Genomic DNA, 23,305 nt, shown 5'->3' with positions numbered 1-23,305 from the left:
TCAGTCCTTAGTTCAGATTACAGGCTTCTAAACCAGATAAACGCATCCTAACTTCAAGTTCTGGTAATGGACGAGGGGCAACCGTTGCGAGTCCTTGCGCAAATGCTTTGATGTGTGCAGGCGTTGTACCACAGCACCCACCGACAATATTGATAAAACCACATTGACCCCAATCGATAATTTCAGCGGCCATTTCGGGGGCTTCTAAGTCATATTCTCCAAACTCATTTGGCAAACCTGCATTGGGATGGACCGAGGTATATGTTTCACAGACTCGTGAGAGTTCTTCGACATATTGGCGCAATAAATCAGGACCTAGAGCACAATTAAGCCCGATTGAAATCGGTTTAATGTGGCGTATTGAATTGTAAAATGCCTCGGTAGTTTGCCCAGATAATGTGCGTCCCGATGCATCTGTAATCGTGCCAGAGATCATCACGGGTAATGCGCGTCCAGCTTGTTCAAACGCTTCTTCTACTGCAAATGATGCAGCTTTGGCATTTAAGGTATCAAAAATAGTTTCAATTAAGATAATATCGACTCCACCTTCCATTAACGCCAAGGTCGATTCGATGTACGCTTCCACCAGCGCATCAAAGGTAATATTTCGATAACCCGGATCATTCACATCTGGCGAAATCGAGCAGGTTTTAGAAGTCGGCCCTAAAACCCCAGCAACAAAACGCGGTTTATGTGGCTCAAGCGCAGTGACTTCATCACATACGGTGCGCGCTAATTTAGCCGACTCTAGGTTTATTTCACGACTTAAGTGTGCCATTTCATAGTCTTCCATTGAAATGGTGGTTGAGTTAAACGTATTTGTTTCGATGATATCAGCACCTGCTTGGAGATAATCACGATGAATTTTTGCGATCACATCGGGCTGAGTCAGGCTCAACAAATCATTATTACCTTTAATCAATACATGCCAATCAGCAAAACGCTCGCCTCGATAGTCTTCTTCAGAAAATTTATATTCTTGGATCATTGTCCCCATCGCACCATCTAAAATCAAAATACGTTCATCTAGCGCGGCTTTTAATTGGGCTGTATTGTCTTTATTCGGCATAATTGTTAGTCCTCACATCCTGGCTAACTAAGTTAATATCATAAGGCGTCGTTTGGTACACATAATAGTTTAACCAATTCGAAAACAATAAAAAGGCATGACTTTGCCATGTTTTTGACGGTTTGTTATCTGGGTTATCGTCGACAAAATAATTTTCGGGTTTAGGCGCATCCGATCCTTTCGCACAATCACGGATATACTCACCTTTTAGGGTATCCGCATCATACTCGGGATGACCTGTTAAATACACTTGGCTCCCGGAGGTATTTTTTGTCAAATACGCGCCAACCGTGTCTGACCCAGCTAAAATAGTTAACTCAACGACCTGTTGAATCTTGCTCACCTCGATATGGCCATAGCGAGAATGAGGAACCAAAAACTCATCATCAAAACCCCGCGTCAAGGCGGCATGTTCAAAAAAGCATTGATGCTGAAACACACCACATAACTTTTGTTCACGTAAATCTCGCTTCAACCCATAATGATGGTAAAGCGCAGCATGAGCGGCCCAGCATGAGAAAAGAGTTGAGGTAACATGTTGTTCTGCCCAATCTAAAATCACTTTAAGCTCTTCCCAGTATGCAACCTCTTCAAATTCGAGGTGTGCCAAAGGAGCTCCGGTGACAATTAGTGCATCATAATTAAGATCTTTGACTTCAGAGAAATAACGATAAAACGTATCTAGATGCTGCTCAGAGGTATTTTTGCTTCTGTGGGTGTCTAAGCGCAATAAATCAACATTCACCTGTAACGGAGAGTTAGCTAATAAGCGAATAAACTGTACTTCTGTTTCGACTTTATTGGGCATCAAATTTAAAATTGCCAACTGCATTGGACGAATTTCTTGCGTTTTAGCCCGAGTTTTAGGCATCACAAACACATTTTCTTGGCGTAATTGTGCAATAGCAGGGAGTTCATCAAGGACAGTAATTGGCATCGTTATTTCTCTATAAGCAAAACTACCTGCAATTATGACTAGATATCTGGAAATTTCAAGCTCTAGATGTTTAGACGTCCAATTATAATAGCGCTGCTCCTAAATGATTTTGCCAGAACAGCGCTTAAATCATGTTACTTCACGTGGTTCTCTTGTGCTTTATCAAAGCTGACTCTGAGTGTCTGAGCCCATTTTTTCATCACACGTTTTGCGTCAGCTCGGTTAGTCGCTCGATTAGCCCACTGATGATAGCCGTTATCGCCTGCTTCTTGCGCATTACTGACTCGCGCTAAAATTTCACCACTAACTGCATCGTATATTTCTAAATACAAGGTGGCTTGCCCTGTAGCCTCTACATAGGTGCGCCCGCGAGTGCTTGAATTAATATCTGGGGCATAAACATCAAGATTAATTATAAAAGGACGTAACAATAATGTGCCTTGTGAAGGTGCTTGCACAAGCGGGTATCCACCAACCTCACCAAATTCGGTGCGAAACACCTCATCAAACAACTCTGTAACCACCAATTTAATGTTGGTTACTTCTTTATCAGAGATCCGCTCACTCAAACTAACAGCTGTACGATTATAGTCTCGCTGCCAATTTTTCTTAAAGGCAACTTGACTGGGCAATATCTGAATAGTTGAATAAGAACCAAAATCTACCGGTGACTTTTTATACACAATTGTTGAACGTGTTTCTTTGATTAACGTTAATCCATCATGGGACACTGCAGGTGATACTGCCTGATGAGATGACGTGCTTGAACACCCCATTAAGATCCCACTCAATAAAATGGCACACCATGTAGATTTCTGAGAAACACTCCGTAATTTATTATGCATTTTCACTCCCTAATGTTAGCTATTTAAGTTTATGTTCCAGATAAAATGTCAAATCGAATGAATAATGTAATGCTTACTATGCAATTTAACACGTAATTAAAACAAGCTTTTTCAGGGATAAAGTTCACAAATCTCACTGATAATACTATCTTTATTTCATAAGTACTTTTTCATTTTTAACTTTATCACAAGGACAGCCCATGGCACTCACTGGTCTAAATGAATCCGGGGTTCTTGACCGAATGACAGACATTGTTGCTTGCCTCAATAGCAGTGATTCTATTCAGCGATTTTTGCTCGATATCCATTGTATTTTACAAAAAGTAACCTATGCCGATAATTTTTACGTGGTACTTTTAGGTGACGACGAGCGGCTCACCTTCCCGTATTTCCATGACGTCAAAGATGACTTTAAGGCAGAAGATCTCAATGGCATTGAACTCAATGACTTAGCGAGTACGCTCACTTACTACGCCCTAGCCCAGAAAAAAGTGTGTAACTTTAATTTATCACAACTTTCTGAGCTAATAGATAAAGGCGAAGTCAAAGTGCTTGGTTCTTTACCCCAACAATGGCTGTGCTTTCCATTGACTATCAGAGAAAACTTCTTGGGCGCGTTTATAATTCAGTCTTATCGACGAGAAGATGAATACTCTGGAGTCATGGTTGATGTGCTTTATACCATCAGTCATGTCATTGCATCCGCACTTGATGCCTTTAATAACCAACAAGCTTTATATGAAGCCAATCAGCGCTTAGCTGAATACCAAAACGAATTAGAGCACCAAGTAGAGTCTCGCACACAACAATTGCAAAACAGCCTGACAGAGCTGCAACGAGAAGTCGAACAGCGAAAACAACTTCAAACTCTACTTGAGTTTGATTCACTTCACGATAATTTAACCGGGCTTGCAAATCGAAAATCGCTGTTTAATGAACTCAGACGCATTTCAGCTCGTCTTGACCGTCAACCTGCCTATGTTTACTTGTTATACCTTGATTTAGATGGCTTCAAGCCGATAAATGATACATACGGCCATCATGCAGGTGATAAAGTACTGGTTGAAGTCAGTAAGCGGATGGTAAAAGCAATGCGAGGCTATGATTTAGTCGCACGTATTGGCGGTGATGAATTTATTATAATTATCGACCAAGCCCTTGATGAAGCTGAGCTCACTCAAATCGCTGAGCGCCTAATTGAAGATATCAACCAACCGATTAGTATTGATAGCTCCACGCAGGTAACCTGTGGGATCAGTATTGGCATAGCCTTTACCACACTCTCAGAACAAGTGGGAGAGCCGCTCGTTCAACAAGCGGACAAAGCACTTTATCAAGCCAAAAACAACGGTAAAGGCTGCTTTCATATATTCCAGTCTAACGATTAGATCGCTTTAAACCCAGCGCCAGAACCCATTACACGAGCTGGCGCAGTTCAACGCCTTTACCTCCTGTTATTTTATTCAATTGGGCTAAAAAGAGCTCAGCGGTCGCCAAAGCATCGGTTAAAGCGTTATGTGTTAAATACTCTGGCAAACTATAACGGGCTCGGCACGCAGCTAAGTTCAAATCATCAAAGCCTATTTCTTGACCTTGTAACGACAAACGTTTGTGCTCGATTTTCATAGTATCGACCATCACAGTCGGTGCGACTGACATATTAAATTGGCCAAATGCATTTTTTAAAAATAACCAATCCAGCTCAGCATTATGAAATACCAACACATATTGATCTATTAACGGCCTAAGCTGTTGCAGCGCTGAGATTAATGGGACGCCACCTTGCACAGCATGGCTATCAATACCATGAAAAATTGGGCTTTGCTTTAGCTCATTAACATGAGAATTAATAAAATGCTCACTTTGCCCTACAAATATCCGCTGCTCTTCTATGGGCAACCAAGCTAGAGAAACGATTTCATCCTTTTTAGGATTGAGGCCGGTTAGCTCTAGATCAATCACTAAATATTTGGCGCGAAAACAATTTTGCTGCAAGGTATCTTGCAACTCGGGAGAGAGCCCTAATAACCGTTTTATGGTATTAAATATACTCACGATAATTGATCCTTCTTTACTTATACGAGCGACACTCGATAAGTCATTAGTTGTCGGGCCACCCACATCCCTGCGTGGCAAAAGTCAGACAAATAGTTATAAACTGCCTCGTGCAAACTTAAATGCAGCGGCCTGTTGCGCTTGTTTGACGAGGAAAAATGCTTCTTTCAATTGATGTTTTTCTAATGAAGTTAATGTTTCTGGGTTAATACAGTTACTCGGTAGCCCTTCTTGATTAATTTGGCTCCGTAGACGCAACTGAGTCAGGAAGCGCCAGCAATCTTTAAGGTCATATAAATCACGCTTATTGTTAGCTTGCGCTTTAACCAAGAGATCAATGCGTTCTACAGTATTAGCGGCTTTGACACCATTACTTAATGCGTATAAACGCACAATGTCATTTATGATCACCACACCGCGTTTTTTGAGATCTAAGTACTTGTATTTATGGAGAGTTTGCTCCAATTTAAATTGATTAAATAAGCCAATTGGTACTGAATTAGTGTTAATATCGGTGGCCATCGAGGCAAAGAAAATCTGATTTTTACTCATTTCGCTGAGTTTAAAACTGAATCCTTTATAGAGTTCACTCGAACCTTCAACAAAGCGTAAATCAAAAAATATTTTACAATTGAGTACCGCTTGAGGTGAGGGGCTACTAACCCAATGAGCGAATTTAGCCAGCCACGCAGAGATCGATAAACAACACTCAGGCGAACTGGCCATAATATTGCCAGGGCATTTAACAATCCCACATGCGCTTAGTTGCTCGCAGACAAACTCGCCCATGGCAGCAAAATAACGGCGCTGATCAGGAGTAAGATCATCGGGCAATAATAAGCCATTGTCTTGATCTGAATGAAGTGTTTGCTCTTCGCGTGCTTGCGAGCCAAAGCATATCCAGCTAAATGCTGTTGGGGCTGCGCCATGATCTTCTTGGAATAAATAAATTAGCCGTGATGTTAACGCATCTGTGATACCACTAAGCAATTTTCCAATCAGGCTGATATCTTCGACTTTATGAGAAAAACCCTGTAATAATTCAGGTATTTCCATAGCATAGCGCTTAACATCTGCCACTGTGGTGGCCTTATAAATACGGCCTATCAGCTGCACAGGATCGGATTTTTGCTGACGAAGTAAATCTGTACTAGTCAACATGCCGAGCGGTTTATGGTTTTCATCTAGTACAGGTAGATGGTGAATATTATGTCGCAGCATTAAATGTAGTGCCGAAAAGACCCGGTTATTTTCGAAAATATACTTAGGTTTAGCACTCATAATCACACTAACAGACTCTTTTGGGTCAAGCTCTGTGGCTAAGACTCGGTTACGTAAATCACGGTCGGTCACGACTCCTACGAGGCGTTCATGTTCCATAACCATAATTGATGACACGCCATGTTGGCTCATTTTTTTGGCCGTTTGGCGAATACTCGCATCTGGAGAGAGTGTCACCGCCCCTTTATGCATGACTTCAGAAATACGGCGTTCAGACCAATTATCAGCTTTATTTTTATAATGGGTGGATAACAACCGATTTGCATGTGCGCGAACAAAATACTGCTCAAAGGCTTTGTATTGCTGACGTAAAAAATCAAATGCACTTTGTTCCAGTAAATACACTATGCCATCGGTTTGCACTTGAAGTTGATTTTGAATGTCATCCCCAGTCAAAAGCGAAGGGTAACCAAAATATTCGCCTTCAGATAATCGCGCAACGAGTTCGCCACTTGGCTCGACTAAATCAAACGAGCCTGAGCGAATTAAATATAAGTTAGGTTTCTGATTGTTAAGCCATTGATGCTGATTTTCTTTGCTAATATAAACAACTTGCAAATGAGAGACAAAATACTCCGTCGCAGCAGAATCGAGCTGATTAAAAGGGGCTTGTTCGCTAATAAAGCGTATTAACTCTTTTTGTTCAATAGTCATCATCATTACCGGTTGCAAAGGCTAAGCCCACTGTACTGAAACTGGATAAAAAAAAAAGCTCGACGTTAGTCGAGCTTCTTATCGTTATAAGCCAGATAGCTTAGTGCGCATGCGCTGCTTCTGAACCTTTCGGGTTACGAATACTTTCAACCATCTCTTGAACTTCTTCTGGCGTTTCAGCAGTGAGTTTAAGCACAGCCACTGCAACAACAAAGTTCACTAACATACCGATTAGGCCAATTCCTTCAGGTGAAATACCAAATAACCAGTTAGCAGGAGCATTGAGCTCAGGACTAACAAACTTGAAGTAAATGATATAACCCGCGGTGAAAGTAATACCTGAAACCATCCCTGCAATGGCGCCTTCTTTATTCATCTTCTTAGAGAAGATCCCCATAATAATGGCAGGGAAGAAGCTTGCAGCTGCCAGACCAAAGGCAAATGCAACAACCGAGGCGACAAATCCAGGCGGGTTGATACCAAAATACGCCGAGACACAAATGGCCACCATTGCCGCTAAACGCGCAGCCATCAGCTCTTGTTTATCAGTAATGTCCGGTTTAAAAGTTCGTTTAAGTAAATCATGTGAAACCGAGGTTGAAATAACCAGTAATAGCCCTGCGGTTGTAGACAATGCTGCTGCAATACCACCCGCTGCAACTAATGCAATCACCCATGCTGGTAAATCAGCAATTTCAGGATTTGCCAATACCATGATGTCGCGGTCAATTTTAACTTCGTTTGCTGAATTTTGATCTTCAATTTTGCCAGCAGAATAGAACATTTTGCCGTCGCCATTTTTGTCATCAAACTTAATCAAACCTGTGCGTTCCCAGTTTTTAACCCAGGCTGGCGCATCCGCATAAACCGTACCGCTACCATCTTTGCCATTGATTGTATCAATCATATTAACACGAGCAAAAGACGCAACCGCAGGAGCTGTAGTGTATACGATCGCGATAAATACTAGAGTCCAAGCCGCAGAAATACGCGTATCTTTTACACGTGGTACAGTGAAAAAGCGCACGATAACATGTGGTAAACCAGCAGTACCCACCATTAAGGCACCCGTAATTGCAAAGACGTCGATCATACTCTTCGAGCCTTCCGTGTACTGGGCAAAACCTAGCTCCGTACTTAAACCATCGAGCTTATCAAGCAAATACATCCCAGAGCCGTCACTGAGTGTTGCACCAAACCCTGTTTGTGGCAAAACGTGACCTGTCATCATCAGTGAGATAAACACCGCTGGAACTAGGTAAGCAAATACTAGAACACAATACTGAGCAACTTGCGTATACGTAATGCCTTTCATGCCACCTAACACCGCATAGAAGAATACAATCACCATACCGATGTAGACACCCGTTTCGATTTCAACTTCTAAGAAACGCGAAAATACCACACCCACACCGCGCATTTGACCTGCAATGTATGTAAAACAGATGAAGATTGCACAAATAACCGCAACCGTTCTAGCCGTTTGAGAGTAATAACGATCACCGATAAAATCAGGAACAGTGAACTTACCAAACTTACGTAAATAAGGTGCAAGACACAGTGCTAATAAAACATAACCACCTGTCCAACCCATCAGATAAACGCCGCCATCATAACCGGCGAATGAGATAATACCAGCCATGGAAATAAACGACGCGGCGCTCATCCAATCAGCGGCTGTAGCCATACCATTTGCTAAAGGAGGCACACCGCCACCCGCTACATAAAACTCTTTTGTTGAACCCGCTCGCGCCCAGATTGCAATGGCAATGTACAACGCGAAACTTGCGCCGACAATGATAAAAGTGAGTGTTTTTACATCCATCATTTTAATCCTTATTCATCTACGCCGTATTTTTTATCTAACGCATTCATTTTGTACACGTAGAAAAAAATCAAACCAACAAATGTATAAATTGCACCTTGCTGAGAAAACCAGAAGCCCAATTTAAAGCCAAAAAAGCGTACTTCATTGAGCACATCTACCAATAAGATGCCAAACCCAAACGATACGACAAACCAAATAACTAAAAGCTTAAACATGAGAGACAGATTTTCTGACCAATATGCTTTCGCTTGTTCTTCATTTTTAAAAGCCATTTTTATCCCCTTACATCACTCTCATAATGAGCAGTGACTGTATTAATTGTCACCATTGACTCTAGCAATGCTCGACATCATTTTAATTGAGACCTTAGTCGTAACAACTAATTAACACTCCCCTTTACGTAAAGGGAAGGTCAGTAACAACCCAAGCTAACCAGTTGAAATAAAACAAATAAAATAAATTTAAAGCCGCTAAGAAATTGACCAAGGTTACAATCAGCCCCCCAATGCGACATTAGTCTTAGATTATTTTATAATCTATTGACCCTTTTAAATTAGTATTAATAAACAATAGATTAAGAATATTTTGCAGCTTAATGCAGCCACTCGTGTACTGATTGAAATTGACACTTTATCGCTTCAACATGATAAAGTTTGTGAACAAAATAATAACAAGCCTCGACTATGACTATCTTTCTTATTTTTGTCGCACTTGCTTATATCGCAGCCTTGTTTTGGTTGGCGAATTGGGGAGACAAAACCAGCGCAAGAGCGAGTAAAATTACTCGTCACCCATTTGTTTATTCTCTCGCGCTTGGTATTTATTGTACGTCATGGACGTTTTATGGCGCTGTAGGTACAGCGGCAAACAATGGTTGGAGTTATCTGCCCATTTTACTGGGTCCCGCGTTACTTTTTATTTTCGGTCAAGGTTTTTTACACAAGCTCGTTGTGGTCAGTAAAAAACAAAATATTACCACCATCGCCGACTTCATTTCCTCTCGATACGGAAAACGACAGTTCACCGCTATTTTAGTGACTGTCATCGCGCTTCTGGCCACGATTCCTTACATCGCTTTACAACTCAAGGCCCTCAGCACTAGTTTTGTTTTACTCCAAACCAGCAGTGGGGTATCCGGCCCCTTGTTAGCGTTTATTGGCACATTGATGATGGCGTTATTTGCGATTTTTTTTGGCACTCGCAAAGTCGATGTCACTGAATATCGTTCAGGATTAATGCTTGCAATTGCGTTTGAGTCGTTCATTAAGCTGATTGCTCTCATCGCTGTGGCGGGATTGGCTATCTACATATTTAGTGATTACCAGCCTGGCATGTTAGCATTTTTCAAAAGCCAAGATGCCTTTGAACATTGGCAAAGTAGCGACTTTTTTAGTTTCACGTTTATTGGCCAAACCTTAATGGCTGCTGCAGCCATTGTATGTTTACCTCGGCAATTTCATGTCACTGTGATCGACAACCAAGATCCTAAACACCTCAAAACCGCACGATGGGCATTCCCGCTGTATTTATTGTTAACTGCAGCGGTCATAGTTCCTATTGCCACTGCGGCGATGCACCCTCTTATTGGCGGCAACTATGCACCAGATAGCTTTGTTTTAGCCTTACCACTCGCACATGGGTTTGATGCAATTGCAATTTTAGTCTTTGTGGGTGGGCTGTCTGCTGCGACGGCAATGATTGTCGTTGCCACATTAACGCTCAGCACGATGATTTCTAATGACGTTGTTTTACCTTTAATGCTGCGCCGAAAGTTTAGACGAAATTTAATCACCACTAGCTATAAGAAACGCATTTTACTGGTCCGTCGTTTAACCATCGCCTTGATTTTATTTCTCTCTTATTTTTATCAACAAATGGTCGGCGATCAATCTGCATTAGCCAGTATGGGACTCGTCGCCTTTTCGTTAGTGACACAACTTCTTCCCGCCATTATCGGCGGCTTATATTGGCGAAAAGGGCATGCATATGGAGTCTATGCAGGCTTAATGGCTGGTATTCTATGCTGGATGCTATTTTTAATGCTCCCGATGCTTGAAGGGGTCTCAGGCGCAGGGTATGTTTCTCAGCAAAGTATTATTACGCAAGGCACATTTATTGCGCTTTTCGCTAACATCATCTGTTATATCAGCTTTAGTTTAGGGGCTCATGAGCGACTGGTTGATAAAATCCAAGCCTCTGCATTTGTAAATCCGCGCGCATCAGAAAACCTAGCGAAACGCGCCAATAAACGCATCAACGCCAATGTTTACGATCTCAAAGTCCTGCTGCAAACTTTTTTAGGCATTGAACGAGCAAAACAAATTCTGATTGAATACGCCATGATGAATGAAATGGGCGATGATAATAGCACTCCAACCATAAATTTTGTTGAATATTGTGAGCGCTCACTCGCTGGTGTACTCGGTGCATCTACTGCTCGTGCCATTATGGGAGCAGTCATTTCAGGCAAGCAAATGGCCTTTGAAGAAGTGGTTAACTTTTTTGATGAAACAACCCAAGCACTACAGTTTAATCAAAACTTGCTTTATACCGCTTTAGAAAATCTCAGTCATGGAATCTCTGTGGTAGATAAAGACCTCAAACTCGTTGCTTGGAATAAACGCTATATTGAAATGTTTGAATACCCAGAAAATTTTCTCGAATCTGGGCAGCCTATCGAAGAAGTCATCCGTTTTAATGTGGGTAAAGGTGATTGCGGCCCAGGCGAGTTTGAAGAGCAAGTACAAAAACGTGTGCAACATTTAAAGAATGGCACACCGCACCATTTCACGCGTAAACGGCGCAACGGTAAAGTATTTGAAATGATTGGTAATCCATTGCCAGATGGTGGTTTTGTTACCTGTTTCTCTGACGTGACCAATCACATTAATACGCAAGATGCGCTGGAAGAGGTCAATATAGATCTCGAAAACAGAATAGAAGTTCGTACGCAACAAATAAGGTCAATTAACAAAAATTTAGAAGCGCAAATAGTTAAACGAGAGCAAACGGAGCAAGCACTCCAACTGGCCAAAATGGAAGCTGAAAAAGCCAATGAGAGTAAAACCCGTTTTTTAGCGTTAGCCAGTCACGATATCTTACAGCCCCTCAATGCAGCTAGGCTGTACTTAGCGGCCATTGACGAAGAACAACTCAACTCCCCGAACAAAAGCGCCCTGAATAAGCTGGGTGATAGCTTAGACTCAACTGTACATTTGATGTCTGCCTTGCTTGAAATAGCTAAACTCGACCAAGGGGCTATGACCCCCACACCACGTCATTTTTCGATTAGTGATATTTTACAGCCACTCTCTAATGAATATTCCATTTTATCTAAAGCAAAAGGGCTGATTTTAAAAATTAGAGAATGCGATGCCATTGTGCATAGCGATACCACTTACTTAAGACGGATTATTCAGAATTTAGTATCCAATGCTGTGAAGTACACGCAAACTGGTAAAGTTTTGGTTCTGTGTCGCCAGCGAGGGCCCCATTTGCGCATCGAAGTTTGGGATACAGGGCCTGGGATATCCGAGTATGAACAACAGCGGATTTTTAATGATTTTTATCGTATCAGCAAAACCGATAACAAAGGGGTCGGATTAGGCTTAGGTGTCGTTAAAAGAATGGCCGACCTGCTTTCTATTCCACTTACCCTGAGCTCAGTGGTCGATAAAGGTAGTTGTTTCAGTATCGAAGTGCCACTTGGTGAGCCTGCTTTGGTTCAACAAAAGCCATCAAACTCATCACATTTGAGCCACGATAAAACATTAACGATTTTTATGGTCGATGACGCACAAGAAAACTTGAGCGCGATGAGCACATTACTCGATAAGTGGTTTGTAACTTATAACAGTGCAGACAATGTCGGTGATGCCCTTGAGTACGCACGCACGCACCCCGTACCAGATGTTATTTTAATGGACTATCAGCTTAGTAATGATTGTGATGGCGTTAGTCTAATTTTACAACTTCGCCAACTTTGGCAAAAGCAAGTACCCGCTATCCTGATCACTGCAGTGCGTGATGACAGCTTAAAGCAGCAAGTTAAGGAGCTTAATATCCATTATTTAAGTAAGCCGATAAAACCTGCTAAATTAAAAGCTTTACTAAACCATAACAGTCGCTTGTAACGCCTGTTATGGCAGTTAACTTTACCATTTGTTCAAAATAGAACCAACAAAGCAATACAAAAGGATGAAAATAAACTTTTTTACTAGTAAAAGCATGCAAAACCATAAAAATTAACTAAACTATCACGTAGATAAATATAAGTACCTAAATTAGTTATTTATATTAGTCACTTAGCGGCAATGTGCTAGGTGATACTTATCATAATAAATATTCACGGGATAAAAAATGAAAAAGACTTTACTCTCACTTAGTGCTATCGCACTTACATCTACTCTTTTTACAGCAACTGTCAGCGCCAATGACGAAGTATCTATTCGTATTTGTGAGTACACACAAATAGATGATAAATCTCGTCTTCGTTCATTTTTAAAAGATAACAAATTAAAAATTCGCTCTGTTTTTGACAGTATTCAATGTAACGGTGAGAACTTATTACAATTTGCTGCTACATCAAAAGCACTGAATACAGGCGAGTTTATTATCGGCCAGCTTCCTAAGTCAGTTGTGGGTGATAACCTAGCAGCCATTAAAGAAAAATCTCCGCACCTTCATATTGCCGCAGAAAAACGCGTCAACTAAACGCATTTTAAATAAGAAGCCGGCTCCGCCGGCTTTTTTTATGTCGAAAACCTGCATCGTGTATTTAAATCTTGTTCTGTAATTCACTTCGTGTTAACAATCAAAAACGTTTACATTATCTTGCTATGGAATGAGGAAACCATGAAGAAAGTATTACTAACCGATTGCCCAGATGAAAAAGGGCTCATTGCGAAAATAACCAGTCTCTGTTACGAGCACCAACTCAATATTGTGAAAAACAATGAGTTTGTCGACAATATTAATAGTCGATTTTTTATGCGAACAGAGCTTGAAGGTAACTTCTCGAGCCAAAATCTATTGCCTCAACTTGCAGGCATTTTACCGCCAAATAGTCACCTGAGATTAGAAGGTCAAAACAAACAAAAAGTCGTGCTATTGGCAACAAAAGAAGCCCATTGCTTAGGCGGGGTATTATTAAAATGTTTTGAGAATGCCCTGAATATTGAAGTCGTTGCTGTGATTGCAAACTACGACACGCTGGCTCCTTTAGTCGCAGGCTTTAAGGTGCCCTTTCATGTAATTAGTCATGAAGGACTCACCCGAAGCGAACATGATCAAGCTGTTGCAGTTAAAATAGCTCAATATCAGCCAGACTTAATTGGTTTAGCTAAATATATGCGCATTCTAACCCCTGAATTTGTAAAGCAGTTCATCGGCAAAATTATTAATATTCACCACTCGTTTTTGCCTGCTTTTATTGGCGCCAAACCATACCAACAAGCCTATCAACGTGGAGTTAAAATAATTGGAGCCACAGCGCACTTCGTGACTGATGAGCTCGATGAAGGCCCCATCATTGCTCAAGATGTGATACATGTGACTCATGACAATGATGCTACAGCATTAGCGCAACTTGGCAGAGACGTTGAAAAGAATGTATTTTGTAAAGCGCTGCAACTAGCGAGTGAGCACCGTATTTTTATTAATGATAATAAAACAGTAGTATTTAGATAGCACGCAAATTAACGTGTTAGCTCAATCTAACACGTTAATTCCTACTAGTGCTAATTGCTCTCGGTTTGAGGTTCTAGTTGTAATTTAGAAGCAATGAGTACTGCTTGAGTTCGATTATAAACGCCTAGTTTTCTAAAAATAGCCGTGATATGTGCTTTTACTGTGGCTTCGGAAATACTTAGTTCAAACGCAATTTGCTTATTGAGTAACCCTTCATGTAAATAACTCAATACTCGGTACTGTTGCGGCGTTAATGACGCGATCTGCGCCGCCAAGCCAATATCATCATCACTTAAACCTGCGACTTGATCCTTAAGCTGAGTTGGTAGCCAAGTATCCCCTTCTAAGATTGCAGCGATACCTTGTGCGATCTCTTCTGAAGATGAGGACTTAGGAATAAATCCCATCGCTCCATACGCCATAACTTTAGAGACAACTTGAATGTCTTCACTGCCAGAGACAACAGCAATAGGTAAATCAGGGTAATCTTCTCGAATGCGGATCAATCCATATAAATCATCATTGCCAGGCATGTGTAAATCGAGCAATAACAGGTCGAGCTCATCATGCATTTTCAATAGCTCTAATGTGGCATCAAAGTTATCTGATTCAAAGACTTCTAACTCAGAAAATGCTGACTTTAACGCCCCTTTTAATGCCTCCCTAAATAAAGGGTGATCATCCGCGATCAAAAACTGGCTCATTATCTACTCCTAATAAAATCGGCTGTTAACTTAACAGGTAACAGCCGATATCTTACTTGTTGAACAATCGAATTAGCAACCTTTTAACGGTTTAAGCGATTTTCGATTAACTCTTCAACAACACTAGGATCTGCAAGTGTAGAAGTATCTCCTAACTGCTGGTGCTCGTTTGCTGCAATTTTACGTAGAATTCGACGCATAATTTTACCTGAGCGCGTTTTAGGTAAGCCAGGAGACCATTGAATCATATCTGGAGAAGCGATAGGGCTCAGCTCTTTACGGACCCAATTACGAACATCTTTCGTTAATTCATCGGTCACTGCCACACCATCGTTTGGAGTGAGGTAAACATAAATACCTTGTCCTTTAATGTCATGAGGGTAGCCAACTACTGCAGCTTCAGCAACGGCTTCATGTGCAACTAAAGCACTTTCAATTTCAGCAGTACCTAAGCGATGTCCAGAGACATTCAATACGTCATCCACTCGCCCGGTGATCCAGTAATAATCATCTTCATCACGGCGACAACCATCGCCAGTGAAATAAACTCCCGGATAAGCTGAAAAATATGTTTGCTCAAACCGCTCATGGTCACCATACACTGTGCGAGCTTGAGATGGCCAACTATCTAAAATAACTAAGTTACCATCTGTTGCCCCTGTTAATGTATTGCCTTCGGCATCGAACAATGCTGGAGAAATACCAAAAAATGGTCGCGTCGCAGATCCTGGCTTCATGGCTGTCGCACCTGGTAATGGCGTAATCATCATGCCACCAGTCTCAGTTTGCCACCAAGTATCAACAATTGGACATTGGCCATTGCCTATTTTTTCATAGTACCACGCCCACGCTTCTGGATTAATTGGCTCACCAACCGAACCCAAGATACGAAGGCTAGTACGCGAAGAAGTTGCAGTCGGCTCATCACCTTTTGCCATCAAAGCACGAATTGCTGTAGGCGCTGTGTATAAAATAGAAACCTTGTGTTTATCAACAATCTCACCCATTCGACCAGCTGTTGGGTAAGTTGGCACCCCTTCAAAGATAACTTGTGTACAACCATTTGCAAGTGGGCCGTAAGCAATATAGCTATGCCCTGTAATCCAACCTACATCGGCACTGCACCAATAAATATCATCTTCTTTTAAGTCAAAAACACACTCATGAGTTAATGAAGTGTAAACTAAATAACCTGCTGTGGTGTGCACAACACCTTTTGGCTGGCCCGTTGAACCTGATGTATAAAGAATGAATAGTGGGTCTTCTGCATCCATGACTTCTGGTTCACACGTTGTAGGCTCATCAACCACTAAGTCATGCCAATAGACATCATGCTCAAACCACTCAACTTCACCACCTGTCAACTGGTGAACAATGACATGTTCAACGGTTGTTACTGTTTCTTGAGAAACAGCTTCATCAACATTAGCTTTTAGAGGTACCGCATTTCCACCACGACGACCTTGATCTGAAGTAATGACAACTTTAGCCCCTGAATCACGAATCCTATCCGCGATGGCAGATGGCGAAAATCCACCAAAAACAACCGAGTGAATCGCACCAATTCGAGCACATGCTTGCATCGCATAGACCGCTTGAGGCGTCATAGGCATATAAATAGCAACACGGTCACCCTTTTTGACTCCTAGCTTTTTTAAGCCGTTAGCTAATTTACAGACTTCATCATGCAATTGCTGATACGTAATATGAGCGACATCTTCAGGGTTATCTCCTTCCCAAATAAGTGCAACTTTATCTGCTTTATCTTTTAAATGGCGATCAATACAATTATATGAGACATTTAGTTGCCCATCTTCATACCATCGGATATCAACATGCCCTTGATCAAATGAAGTATTTTTTACTTTAGTGAATGGTTTTATCCAATCAAGGCGCTGGCCCTGCTCTTGCCAAAATGCAGCAGGATCATCAATCGACCATTGATATAATTCTTTATATTTTGCTTCATCAATCAATGCATTTGCTTTTACTGATTCTGGTACTGGATAAATACTTTCTGACATAACTGTCTCCCTAAAATTCTTGCTCATAGCATATACCCAAAGAATTACCCAGCAGCCCATTATTAAATATTAGACCTTAGTATGAGATAACCATGAGATTGTTTAAGATCAAACCATTAACGAATAATTTTTACTTTAATTACAAATCACTCCCCTATTAAATAACTTAATACTCATTTAATATCCTCTAGCCCTATTAAATTTGCTAAACACTATAAGCTTCTGTATATAGACAACTTTATAGAGAAAACCTGTAATTTAAACCTCATTTAAACTACATAAAATTAACAAGTTCAACCTTAGTCGTATAGACCAATAGGTAATTGAGCAAAATCTATTCATAAACAACATTACTTAAGCACGTTCAATTGGGATACAGTGATGAAAACAATTATATTAACAAAAAAATTAAGCGCTATTGCAGTATTAAGCGCCCTTAGCTTTGGCGCGAATGCTGCGTCTATGGACAACACAACTGTCAATTATGGTGGTTACGTCAAACTTGATGCAATGTGGAGCGACTTCTCTGCTGGTGCAATTTCTGGTGACAGCATTGGTCGTGACTTTTATGTTCCTGGGACAACACCTGTTGGACCAGATGCACAAAACAATGACCCTGTCTTTGATATGCATGCTAAACAATCACGTTTTTTCTTCGGGACTGACACTAAGTTAGACAGTGGGAAAAGCATTAAAACAAAAATTGAGCTCGATTTTTTAGTTACCCCAGGCGGGAATGAGCGCGTTTCAAATTCATATGTACCAAGACTACGCCAGGCATTTGTTACCTATGATGGTTGGTTGTTTGGTCAAGCATGGTCTAATTTTCAAAACGTTGGTGCCTTACCTGAAACTCTTGACTTCGTCGGTCCAGCAGAAGGAACTGTTTTCAACCGCCAAGCCATGATCAAATATACCAAAGGCAACTGGTCTTTCTCAGCAGAAAACCCTGAAAGCACAATTACAGTCAACGGTGCACGCGTCGAAACAGACGATGCTGGCTTGCCTGATTTATCGGCTCGCTATACCCACAATGCTGATTGGGGTCAGCTTGTTGTCACTGGTTTAGCGCGACAACTGAAATACAATAAAAATAATGTTGATGCGACACAAAGTGCTTACGGTGTAAGCGTTTCGGGTAAAGTTAATGTTGGAAATGACAACATCAAATTTATGCTCACTCAAGGTTCAGGTTTAGGCCGATATGTTGGCTTAAATATAGCTAATGGCGCTGTGCTAAATGGTGATGAACTTGATGCAATTGACTCAACATCAGGTTTTATTGGTTATCAACATCATTGGAGTAACAAAGTCCGTTCTACTTTCTTATACTCATTTTTTGAAGCGGATAACAATACTGATTTAGCTGCAATGTATGGTAGCCCAACAAAATCGAGTACCAGCTATAGCGCAAACTTACTTTACTCACCTGAGAAAAAGCTCACTTTTGGTGTCGAGTTAAAACATGCAAATCGCGAAATAGAAAGTGGGACTGATGGCGATTTAACTCGCTTACAACTTTCTGCCAAATACGTTTTCTAATTAGATTACTTCCTGAACAATGCGGCTAAATGCCGCATTTTTATTTACTGACTTTGAGCTCGCTATTCTCCTTTAGGTCAATAAACGAGTGTTTATTTTTTCTAAACACCAATAAAAAAACCAGCCTAAGCTGGTTTTTTCTATAAAATGCTAACTCTAAACACTACAAACCTGCACGATCCTTAATTGCAGCTGCGACAGCTGAAGCACCATGCCCATTTGCAGTTGCCCACTCAAAATCGCCTGATGACGCTAATTTCTTTTTCGGAAGCTGCTTAACTATAAACTCCCCTGCACTTGCCGCATTATTTGTCATCGCATGACGAAGTAATGAATTCCCACCACAGCTAATATCATCATACACATTGCGTAGCTTTAAACGACTGTCATCTAGTTTTTTACGTAAACGATTTTTGTCATCTGCTGCAACATAGTCACAAATACTTGCAACAAGCTGATCTGTCGCACTTACAGAAGAAGAAAATACCATTGATCCTGTTGCTAAAATACCTAACACAATACTCGCTGTTAATTTCATACTTCGTACCTTTTAATACTTTCTACTTAGTTAAAGTGCAAAAATTGTATCAAAATGACTAGATTTATGCAACAACCTAATGCTTATTTAGTATAAGTAATGAAAGTGTAGTCAAAAGGATTAGTTTTGTCACTGTCGTGTTTTTCAATCTCTGATACTTGCCAAGGACCAACTTTTTCATAGTCGGGAAATTGCGTATCACCTTGTGTATCAAGGTCAATAAAAGTTAAATATAAACGGTGACAAACAGGTAAAAAAGCTTCGTAAATAAAGCCACCACCGATAATCATCACTTCTTCAACCTCACCAACAATTTCAATAGCTTGAGAAGGAGAATTAACCAGTTCAACCCCTTCTATTGCAAGTTCAGTATTGCGCGTAATAACGATATTTCTTCGCCCAGGAAGAGGGCGACCAATTGACTCAAATGTCTTACGACCCATTATCACGGGTTTACCTAAAGTAACGGCTTTAAAATGTTTAAGATCTGCAGGTAAATGCCAGGGCATTTGATTTTCTTTTCCAATCACACGGTTATTTGCCATGGCGGCAATCATTGAAATAATCACAAGGAACACCTAATACTTATTCATTAATTTTAATATACTAAAATGAAAAAAGGCGCTAGGCGCCTTTTCTTATTTCTGATAAACGACTTCTACATCGTAATCATCTTCATCCCAATCATCATCGTCAAGATCATCATCCAGAGTTTCTTGATGATAAGAGTCCCATTTAAACTCAACCTCTTTCGTCGTTTCTTGCTCAAATTTATCTTTTGGCATTGAATCAAGTAACGTCATGACATCAAAACACAATTCGGATGTGTTTTGCTTACTCACCGCAGAGATCTTATAGATATTCTCTTTAATATCTAATGCATCGGCTATCTGAGCACAAACCGCATCAACATCATCTTGAGGCAACAGATCAATTTTATTGAAAACAAGCCAGCGAGGCTTTGAGGCTAATTCAGGGCTGTAACATTCAAGCTCTGCAACTATTGCATCAGCATTTTCAACTGGATCTGAACCATCTACAGGCATTACATCAATAATATGAAGTAACACACGGCAACGTTCAAGGTGCTTCAAGAAACGAATACCTAAGCCGGCACCATCTGCTGCACCTTCAATCAAACCTGGAATATCAGCAATAACAAATGACTTGTTGACATCAGGACGTACCACACCTAAATTTGGAACCAATGTTGTAAATGGATAATCTGCAACTTTTGGTTTGGCTGCAGATACACTACGAATAAATGTAGATTTACCCGCATTTGGCATCCCTAGTAAACCAACATCAGCAAGTAATAACAGTTCAAGTTTTAGATTGCGAATTTCACCTGGTGTGCCTAGTGTTTTTTGGCGTGGGGCGCGATTTGTACTTGATTTAAAACGAGTATTACCTAAACCATGAAACCCACCTTTGGCAACTAGCAAACGCTGACCATGACGCGTTAAGTCACCAATACTTTCGCCAGTTTCGATATCTGATACTCGGGTACCTTGTGGTACTCGAAGAATAAGATCGTCCCCTTTTTTGCCAGTACAATTCCGACTGCGACCATTAGTACCACGCTCAGCACGGTGAAAGCGCTCAAACTGATAATCAATCAGCGTGTTCAGGTTTTCGTCAGCTTCAAAGTATACACTGCCGCCATCACCACCGTCTCCCCCATCAGGGCCCCCTTCAGGTACGTATTTTTCTCTACGAAAAGAAACGGCTCCGCTACCACCGTCACCGGCTTCGGCTCGGATTTCCACTTCATCAACAAATTTCATGGTTTCTCGCTTACAGAATAACTTGAATACTTTAACTTTGAGCAATTATAAATCGTTGCGCATATGCTTGCTATAGATAATAGCAATCAATCCCCCGAATAGATAACTCATAGTTTTGAACAGGCCCAAATCCCCCATAAGAGTCGCGATTATCACTTACTACTTATGAGATCATCTAAATAGGCAAAGAACTAACTCTATAAATTAACAATATAAAATGAACGAATCGTCCAACGATAGGTAATTGAGGAAGTTAAATTTAATAATTAAAAACAAAAAACCCCGCCTAAGCGAGGTTTTTCAAAACAAAGTTCTGATTACTCAGAGACGATGTTTACGTATTTACGGTTTAAAGGACCTTTTTGCTCAAACTGAACTTTACCGTCAGCTTTTGCAAAAATTGTGTGGTCTTTACCGATACCTACGTTTGCACCAGCGTGGAACTTAGTACCACGTTGACGAACGATGATGCTACCCGCTAAAACTGACTCGCCACCAAAACGCTTAACGCCTAGACGTTTACTTTCTGAATCGCGACCGTTACGAGTACTACCAGCTGCCTTTTTATGTGCCATCTTACTGTACCTCTAATTAAGCGCTAATGCCTGTGATTTTAACTTCAGTGAACCATTGACGATGGCCCATTTGTTTACGAGAATGCTTACGACGTCTAAACTTAACAATCTTAATCTTCTCGCCACGACCATGAGAAACAACTTCAGCTGCAACCTTACCGCCATTAACGAAAGGTGCACCGATTTCTACTTTCTCACCATTAGCAACTAAAAGTACTTTATCAAACTCTACTGCAGAACCAGTTTCTACGTCTAATTTTTCAAGACGAATCGTTTGACCTTCAGTCACACGGTGCTGTTTACCACCACTTTGGAAAACCGCGTACATAATTAACTCCGTCTGTGCGCCCTCAAATCGACGCAACTAAATATTCTTCAATGGCCGCGAAGTTTACGCTAATTATTCAACACAAGCAAGTATATTCAGGCAACTTTTTGCAAAAAACAATCCACATTTAAAAATTCACAAAAAATCAATGTAAACAATAAATTAGGTCAAAAAACTTACTAAAATAGATACAAAGCACTCATAAAGATAAAGAGCGGTTGCTTTTCAACCAGTCGTCAAGTTTATTGTGAGCAAAATTACTCTTTGAATTTATTTTAATTTAATAATTCTCGCTAAGCTAGCATTAAACGGTCGAGCTCAAATAATTATTGTTGTATAATCGAACGCTGCAAAACCACTACAAAGAAACTGGTTCGGAGATCAATGGATATCAAATCTATCCAGGCGCTAACTGATAATGACATGCAGCGCGTTAATCAATTAATTTATACTCAACTACAGTCTGATGTGGCCTTAGTTAATCAGCTTGGCCTATACATCGTAAATAGCGGCGGTAAGCGAGTTCGTCCCATGCTTTCCCTTCTTGCAGCAAAGGCCCTCGGTTACCAAGGGGATGCACATGTCACCCTGGCTACTATTGTAGAGTTTATTCATACTGCAACATTATTACATGATGACGTAGTAGACGAATCCGATCTCCGCCGTGGTAATGCCACAGCAAACGCTGAATTTGGTAATGCCGCAAGTGTATTGGTAGGTGACTTTATTTACACTCGCGCTTTTCAACTCATGGTTGGCCTCGAAGAAATGCGAGTAATGAAGATACTCTCTGATGCAACAAACGTGATCGCTGAAGGCGAAGTATTGCAATTGATGAATTGTAATGATCCCGACACCACTGAAGCGAGTTATATGCAGGTCATCTATAGCAAAACAGCTAAATTATTTGAGGCCGCGACTCAACTAGCCGCAGTGATAACACAGCAAGATGAGCACACCGAAAATGCGTTAAAACTGTATGGTATGCACTTAGGTACCGCTTTTCAATTAGTCGATGACGTACTTGATTACAGCGCTGATCAAGCTGAACTTGGCAAAGCTCTCGGTGATGATTTAGCCGAAGGTAAACCCACGTTACCCCTTATTTATGCAATGCAACATGCCAATGAGGAGCAAGTTGCACTTATTCGTAGAGTGATTGAGCAAGGCAACGGTAGAGAATTCCTCAACGAAATTTTGGCTACTTTAGCACAAACCGACGCACTTAATTTCACTTTAAATAAAGCGAAAGAAGAATCAAAGAAAGCAATTGAATGCCTTAAGTCTCTCCCTGAGAGCGATTACAAGAATGCACTTATAGGGTTAGCAAAATTAGCCGTTGACAGAAATCATTAGCTTAGCAAACTTAACCGCTAAACTGTTTTTAAGTCAGTAATTCAAGCTTAAATAAGCATAAAAAAGGCCTGCAGTGCAGGCCTTTTTTTATTTC

General features: G+C 40.8%; 20 protein-coding genes. 6 read left to right on the top strand and 14 right to left on the bottom strand.

The features are described from left to right. Positions 1-7: 7 nt before the first annotated feature. The 3 genes from AC3KVK_RS03380 to AC3KVK_RS03370 form a co-directional block, all read right to left on the bottom strand. Positions 8-1,069 carry a homocysteine S-methyltransferase family protein gene (locus AC3KVK_RS03380; protein WP_490310798.1) on the bottom strand — a complete coding sequence of 354 codons (1,062 nt, stop codon included), beginning with the start codon at positions 1,067-1,069 and terminating at the stop codon, positions 8-10. Then, the gene (gene metA / locus AC3KVK_RS03375) at positions 1,059-2,006 is read right to left on the bottom strand and encodes a homoserine O-succinyltransferase MetA (RefSeq protein ID WP_490310797.1); all 948 of its coding nucleotides are present in this window, start codon (positions 2,004-2,006) and stop codon (positions 1,059-1,061) included. Before metA ends, AC3KVK_RS03380 begins: the two co-directional genes overlap by 11 nt. A 134-nt stretch (positions 2,007-2,140) precedes the next feature. Next, positions 2,141-2,851, bottom strand: a complete 711-nt coding sequence (locus AC3KVK_RS03370; protein ID WP_490310796.1) for a DUF3313 family protein — start codon at positions 2,849-2,851, stop codon at positions 2,141-2,143. A 200-nt stretch (positions 2,852-3,051) separates the two neighbouring features. Here AC3KVK_RS03370 and AC3KVK_RS03365 point away from each other — a divergent pair, with 200 nt between their 5' ends. Then, positions 3,052-4,239: a GAF domain-containing protein gene (locus tag AC3KVK_RS03365; protein ID WP_490310795.1), complete on the top strand. Its 1,188-nt coding sequence runs from the start codon at positions 3,052-3,054 to the stop codon at positions 4,237-4,239. A gap of 28 nt (positions 4,240-4,267) precedes the next feature. On the opposite strand, the gene AC3KVK_RS03360 is transcribed toward AC3KVK_RS03365, so the two are convergent. The 4 genes from AC3KVK_RS03360 to AC3KVK_RS03345 form a co-directional block, all read right to left on the bottom strand. Then, complete coding sequence (locus AC3KVK_RS03360; RefSeq protein ID WP_490310794.1) at positions 4,268-4,906, bottom strand: 3'-5' exonuclease; 639 nt, start codon at positions 4,904-4,906, stop codon at positions 4,268-4,270. Between the two features lie 96 nt (positions 4,907-5,002). Next, the gene (locus tag AC3KVK_RS03355) at positions 5,003-6,841 is read right to left on the bottom strand and encodes a DUF294 nucleotidyltransferase-like domain-containing protein (RefSeq protein WP_490310964.1); all 1,839 of its coding nucleotides are present in this window, start codon (positions 6,839-6,841) and stop codon (positions 5,003-5,005) included. A 100-nt stretch (positions 6,842-6,941) separates the two neighbouring features. Then, a complete protein-coding gene (locus AC3KVK_RS03350; RefSeq protein WP_490310963.1) occupies positions 6,942-8,666 on the bottom strand; it encodes a sodium:solute symporter family protein in 1,725 nt (574 codons plus the stop codon). 11 nt (positions 8,667-8,677) lie between these two features. Then, positions 8,678-8,941 carry a DUF4212 domain-containing protein gene (locus AC3KVK_RS03345; protein WP_490310793.1) on the bottom strand — a complete coding sequence of 88 codons (264 nt, stop codon included), beginning with the start codon at positions 8,939-8,941 and terminating at the stop codon, positions 8,678-8,680. A gap of 411 nt (positions 8,942-9,352) precedes the next feature. Here AC3KVK_RS03345 and AC3KVK_RS03340 point away from each other — a divergent pair, with 411 nt between their 5' ends. The 3 genes from AC3KVK_RS03340 to purU all read left to right on the top strand — a co-directional run bounded on the left by AC3KVK_RS03340 (position 9,353) and on the right by purU (position 14,357). Next, the gene (locus tag AC3KVK_RS03340) at positions 9,353-12,802 is read left to right on the top strand and encodes a hybrid sensor histidine kinase/response regulator (protein WP_490310792.1); all 3,450 of its coding nucleotides are present in this window, start codon (positions 9,353-9,355) and stop codon (positions 12,800-12,802) included. A gap of 226 nt (positions 12,803-13,028) precedes the next feature. Continuing rightward, the gene (locus AC3KVK_RS03335) at positions 13,029-13,382 is read left to right on the top strand and encodes a DUF3718 domain-containing protein (RefSeq protein ID WP_490310791.1); all 354 of its coding nucleotides are present in this window, start codon (positions 13,029-13,031) and stop codon (positions 13,380-13,382) included. A gap of 141 nt (positions 13,383-13,523) precedes the next feature. Continuing rightward, complete coding sequence (gene purU, locus AC3KVK_RS03330; protein WP_490310790.1) at positions 13,524-14,357, top strand: formyltetrahydrofolate deformylase; 834 nt, start codon at positions 13,524-13,526, stop codon at positions 14,355-14,357. 50 nt (positions 14,358-14,407) lie between these two features. On the opposite strand, the gene AC3KVK_RS03325 is transcribed toward purU, so the two are convergent. Continuing rightward, on the bottom strand, positions 14,408-15,061 hold the full coding sequence (locus AC3KVK_RS03325) for a response regulator transcription factor (RefSeq protein ID WP_490310789.1): 654 nt from the start codon (positions 15,059-15,061) through the stop codon (positions 14,408-14,410). An 83-nt stretch (positions 15,062-15,144) separates the two neighbouring features. Further along, a complete protein-coding gene (gene acs, locus AC3KVK_RS03320; RefSeq protein ID WP_490310788.1) occupies positions 15,145-17,085 on the bottom strand; it encodes an acetate--CoA ligase in 1,941 nt (646 codons plus the stop codon). A gap of 381 nt (positions 17,086-17,466) precedes the next feature. Here acs and AC3KVK_RS03315 point away from each other — a divergent pair, with 381 nt between their 5' ends. Beyond that, positions 17,467-18,627: a DcaP family trimeric outer membrane transporter gene (locus AC3KVK_RS03315; RefSeq protein WP_490310787.1), complete on the top strand. Its 1,161-nt coding sequence runs from the start codon at positions 17,467-17,469 to the stop codon at positions 18,625-18,627. Between the two features lie 163 nt (positions 18,628-18,790). On the opposite strand, the gene AC3KVK_RS03310 is transcribed toward AC3KVK_RS03315, so the two are convergent. The 5 genes from AC3KVK_RS03310 to rplU form a co-directional block, all read right to left on the bottom strand. Continuing rightward, positions 18,791-19,165 (bottom strand): DUF3718 domain-containing protein, encoded by a 375-nt coding sequence (locus AC3KVK_RS03310; protein WP_490310786.1) that lies wholly within the window; start codon positions 19,163-19,165, stop codon positions 18,791-18,793. Between the two features lie 83 nt (positions 19,166-19,248). Then, positions 19,249-19,734 (bottom strand): type 3 dihydrofolate reductase, encoded by a 486-nt coding sequence (gene folA, locus AC3KVK_RS03305; RefSeq protein WP_490310785.1) that lies wholly within the window; start codon positions 19,732-19,734, stop codon positions 19,249-19,251. Positions 19,735-19,803: 69 nt separating this feature from the next. After that, positions 19,804-20,952 carry an Obg family GTPase CgtA gene (gene cgtA, locus AC3KVK_RS03300; protein WP_490310784.1) on the bottom strand — a complete coding sequence of 383 codons (1,149 nt, stop codon included), beginning with the start codon at positions 20,950-20,952 and terminating at the stop codon, positions 19,804-19,806. A gap of 317 nt (positions 20,953-21,269) precedes the next feature. Then, positions 21,270-21,527 carry a 50S ribosomal protein L27 gene (gene rpmA / locus AC3KVK_RS03295; RefSeq protein WP_086742422.1) on the bottom strand — a complete coding sequence of 86 codons (258 nt, stop codon included), beginning with the start codon at positions 21,525-21,527 and terminating at the stop codon, positions 21,270-21,272. Between the two features lie 16 nt (positions 21,528-21,543). After that, positions 21,544-21,855, bottom strand: a complete 312-nt coding sequence (gene rplU / locus AC3KVK_RS03290; protein WP_086742421.1) for a 50S ribosomal protein L21 — start codon at positions 21,853-21,855, stop codon at positions 21,544-21,546. A gap of 384 nt (positions 21,856-22,239) precedes the next feature. Here rplU and ispB point away from each other — a divergent pair, with 384 nt between their 5' ends. Continuing rightward, positions 22,240-23,211 carry an octaprenyl diphosphate synthase gene (ispB, locus tag AC3KVK_RS03285; RefSeq protein ID WP_490310783.1) on the top strand — a complete coding sequence of 324 codons (972 nt, stop codon included), beginning with the start codon at positions 22,240-22,242 and terminating at the stop codon, positions 23,209-23,211. Positions 23,212-23,305: the final 94 nt, after the last annotated feature.

This window comes from Pseudoalteromonas sp. J2K-J979, from assembly GCF_058169715.2.
Note: the sequence above shows the minus strand (reverse complement) of the source record. Positions and strands in the feature narration are given on the sequence as shown.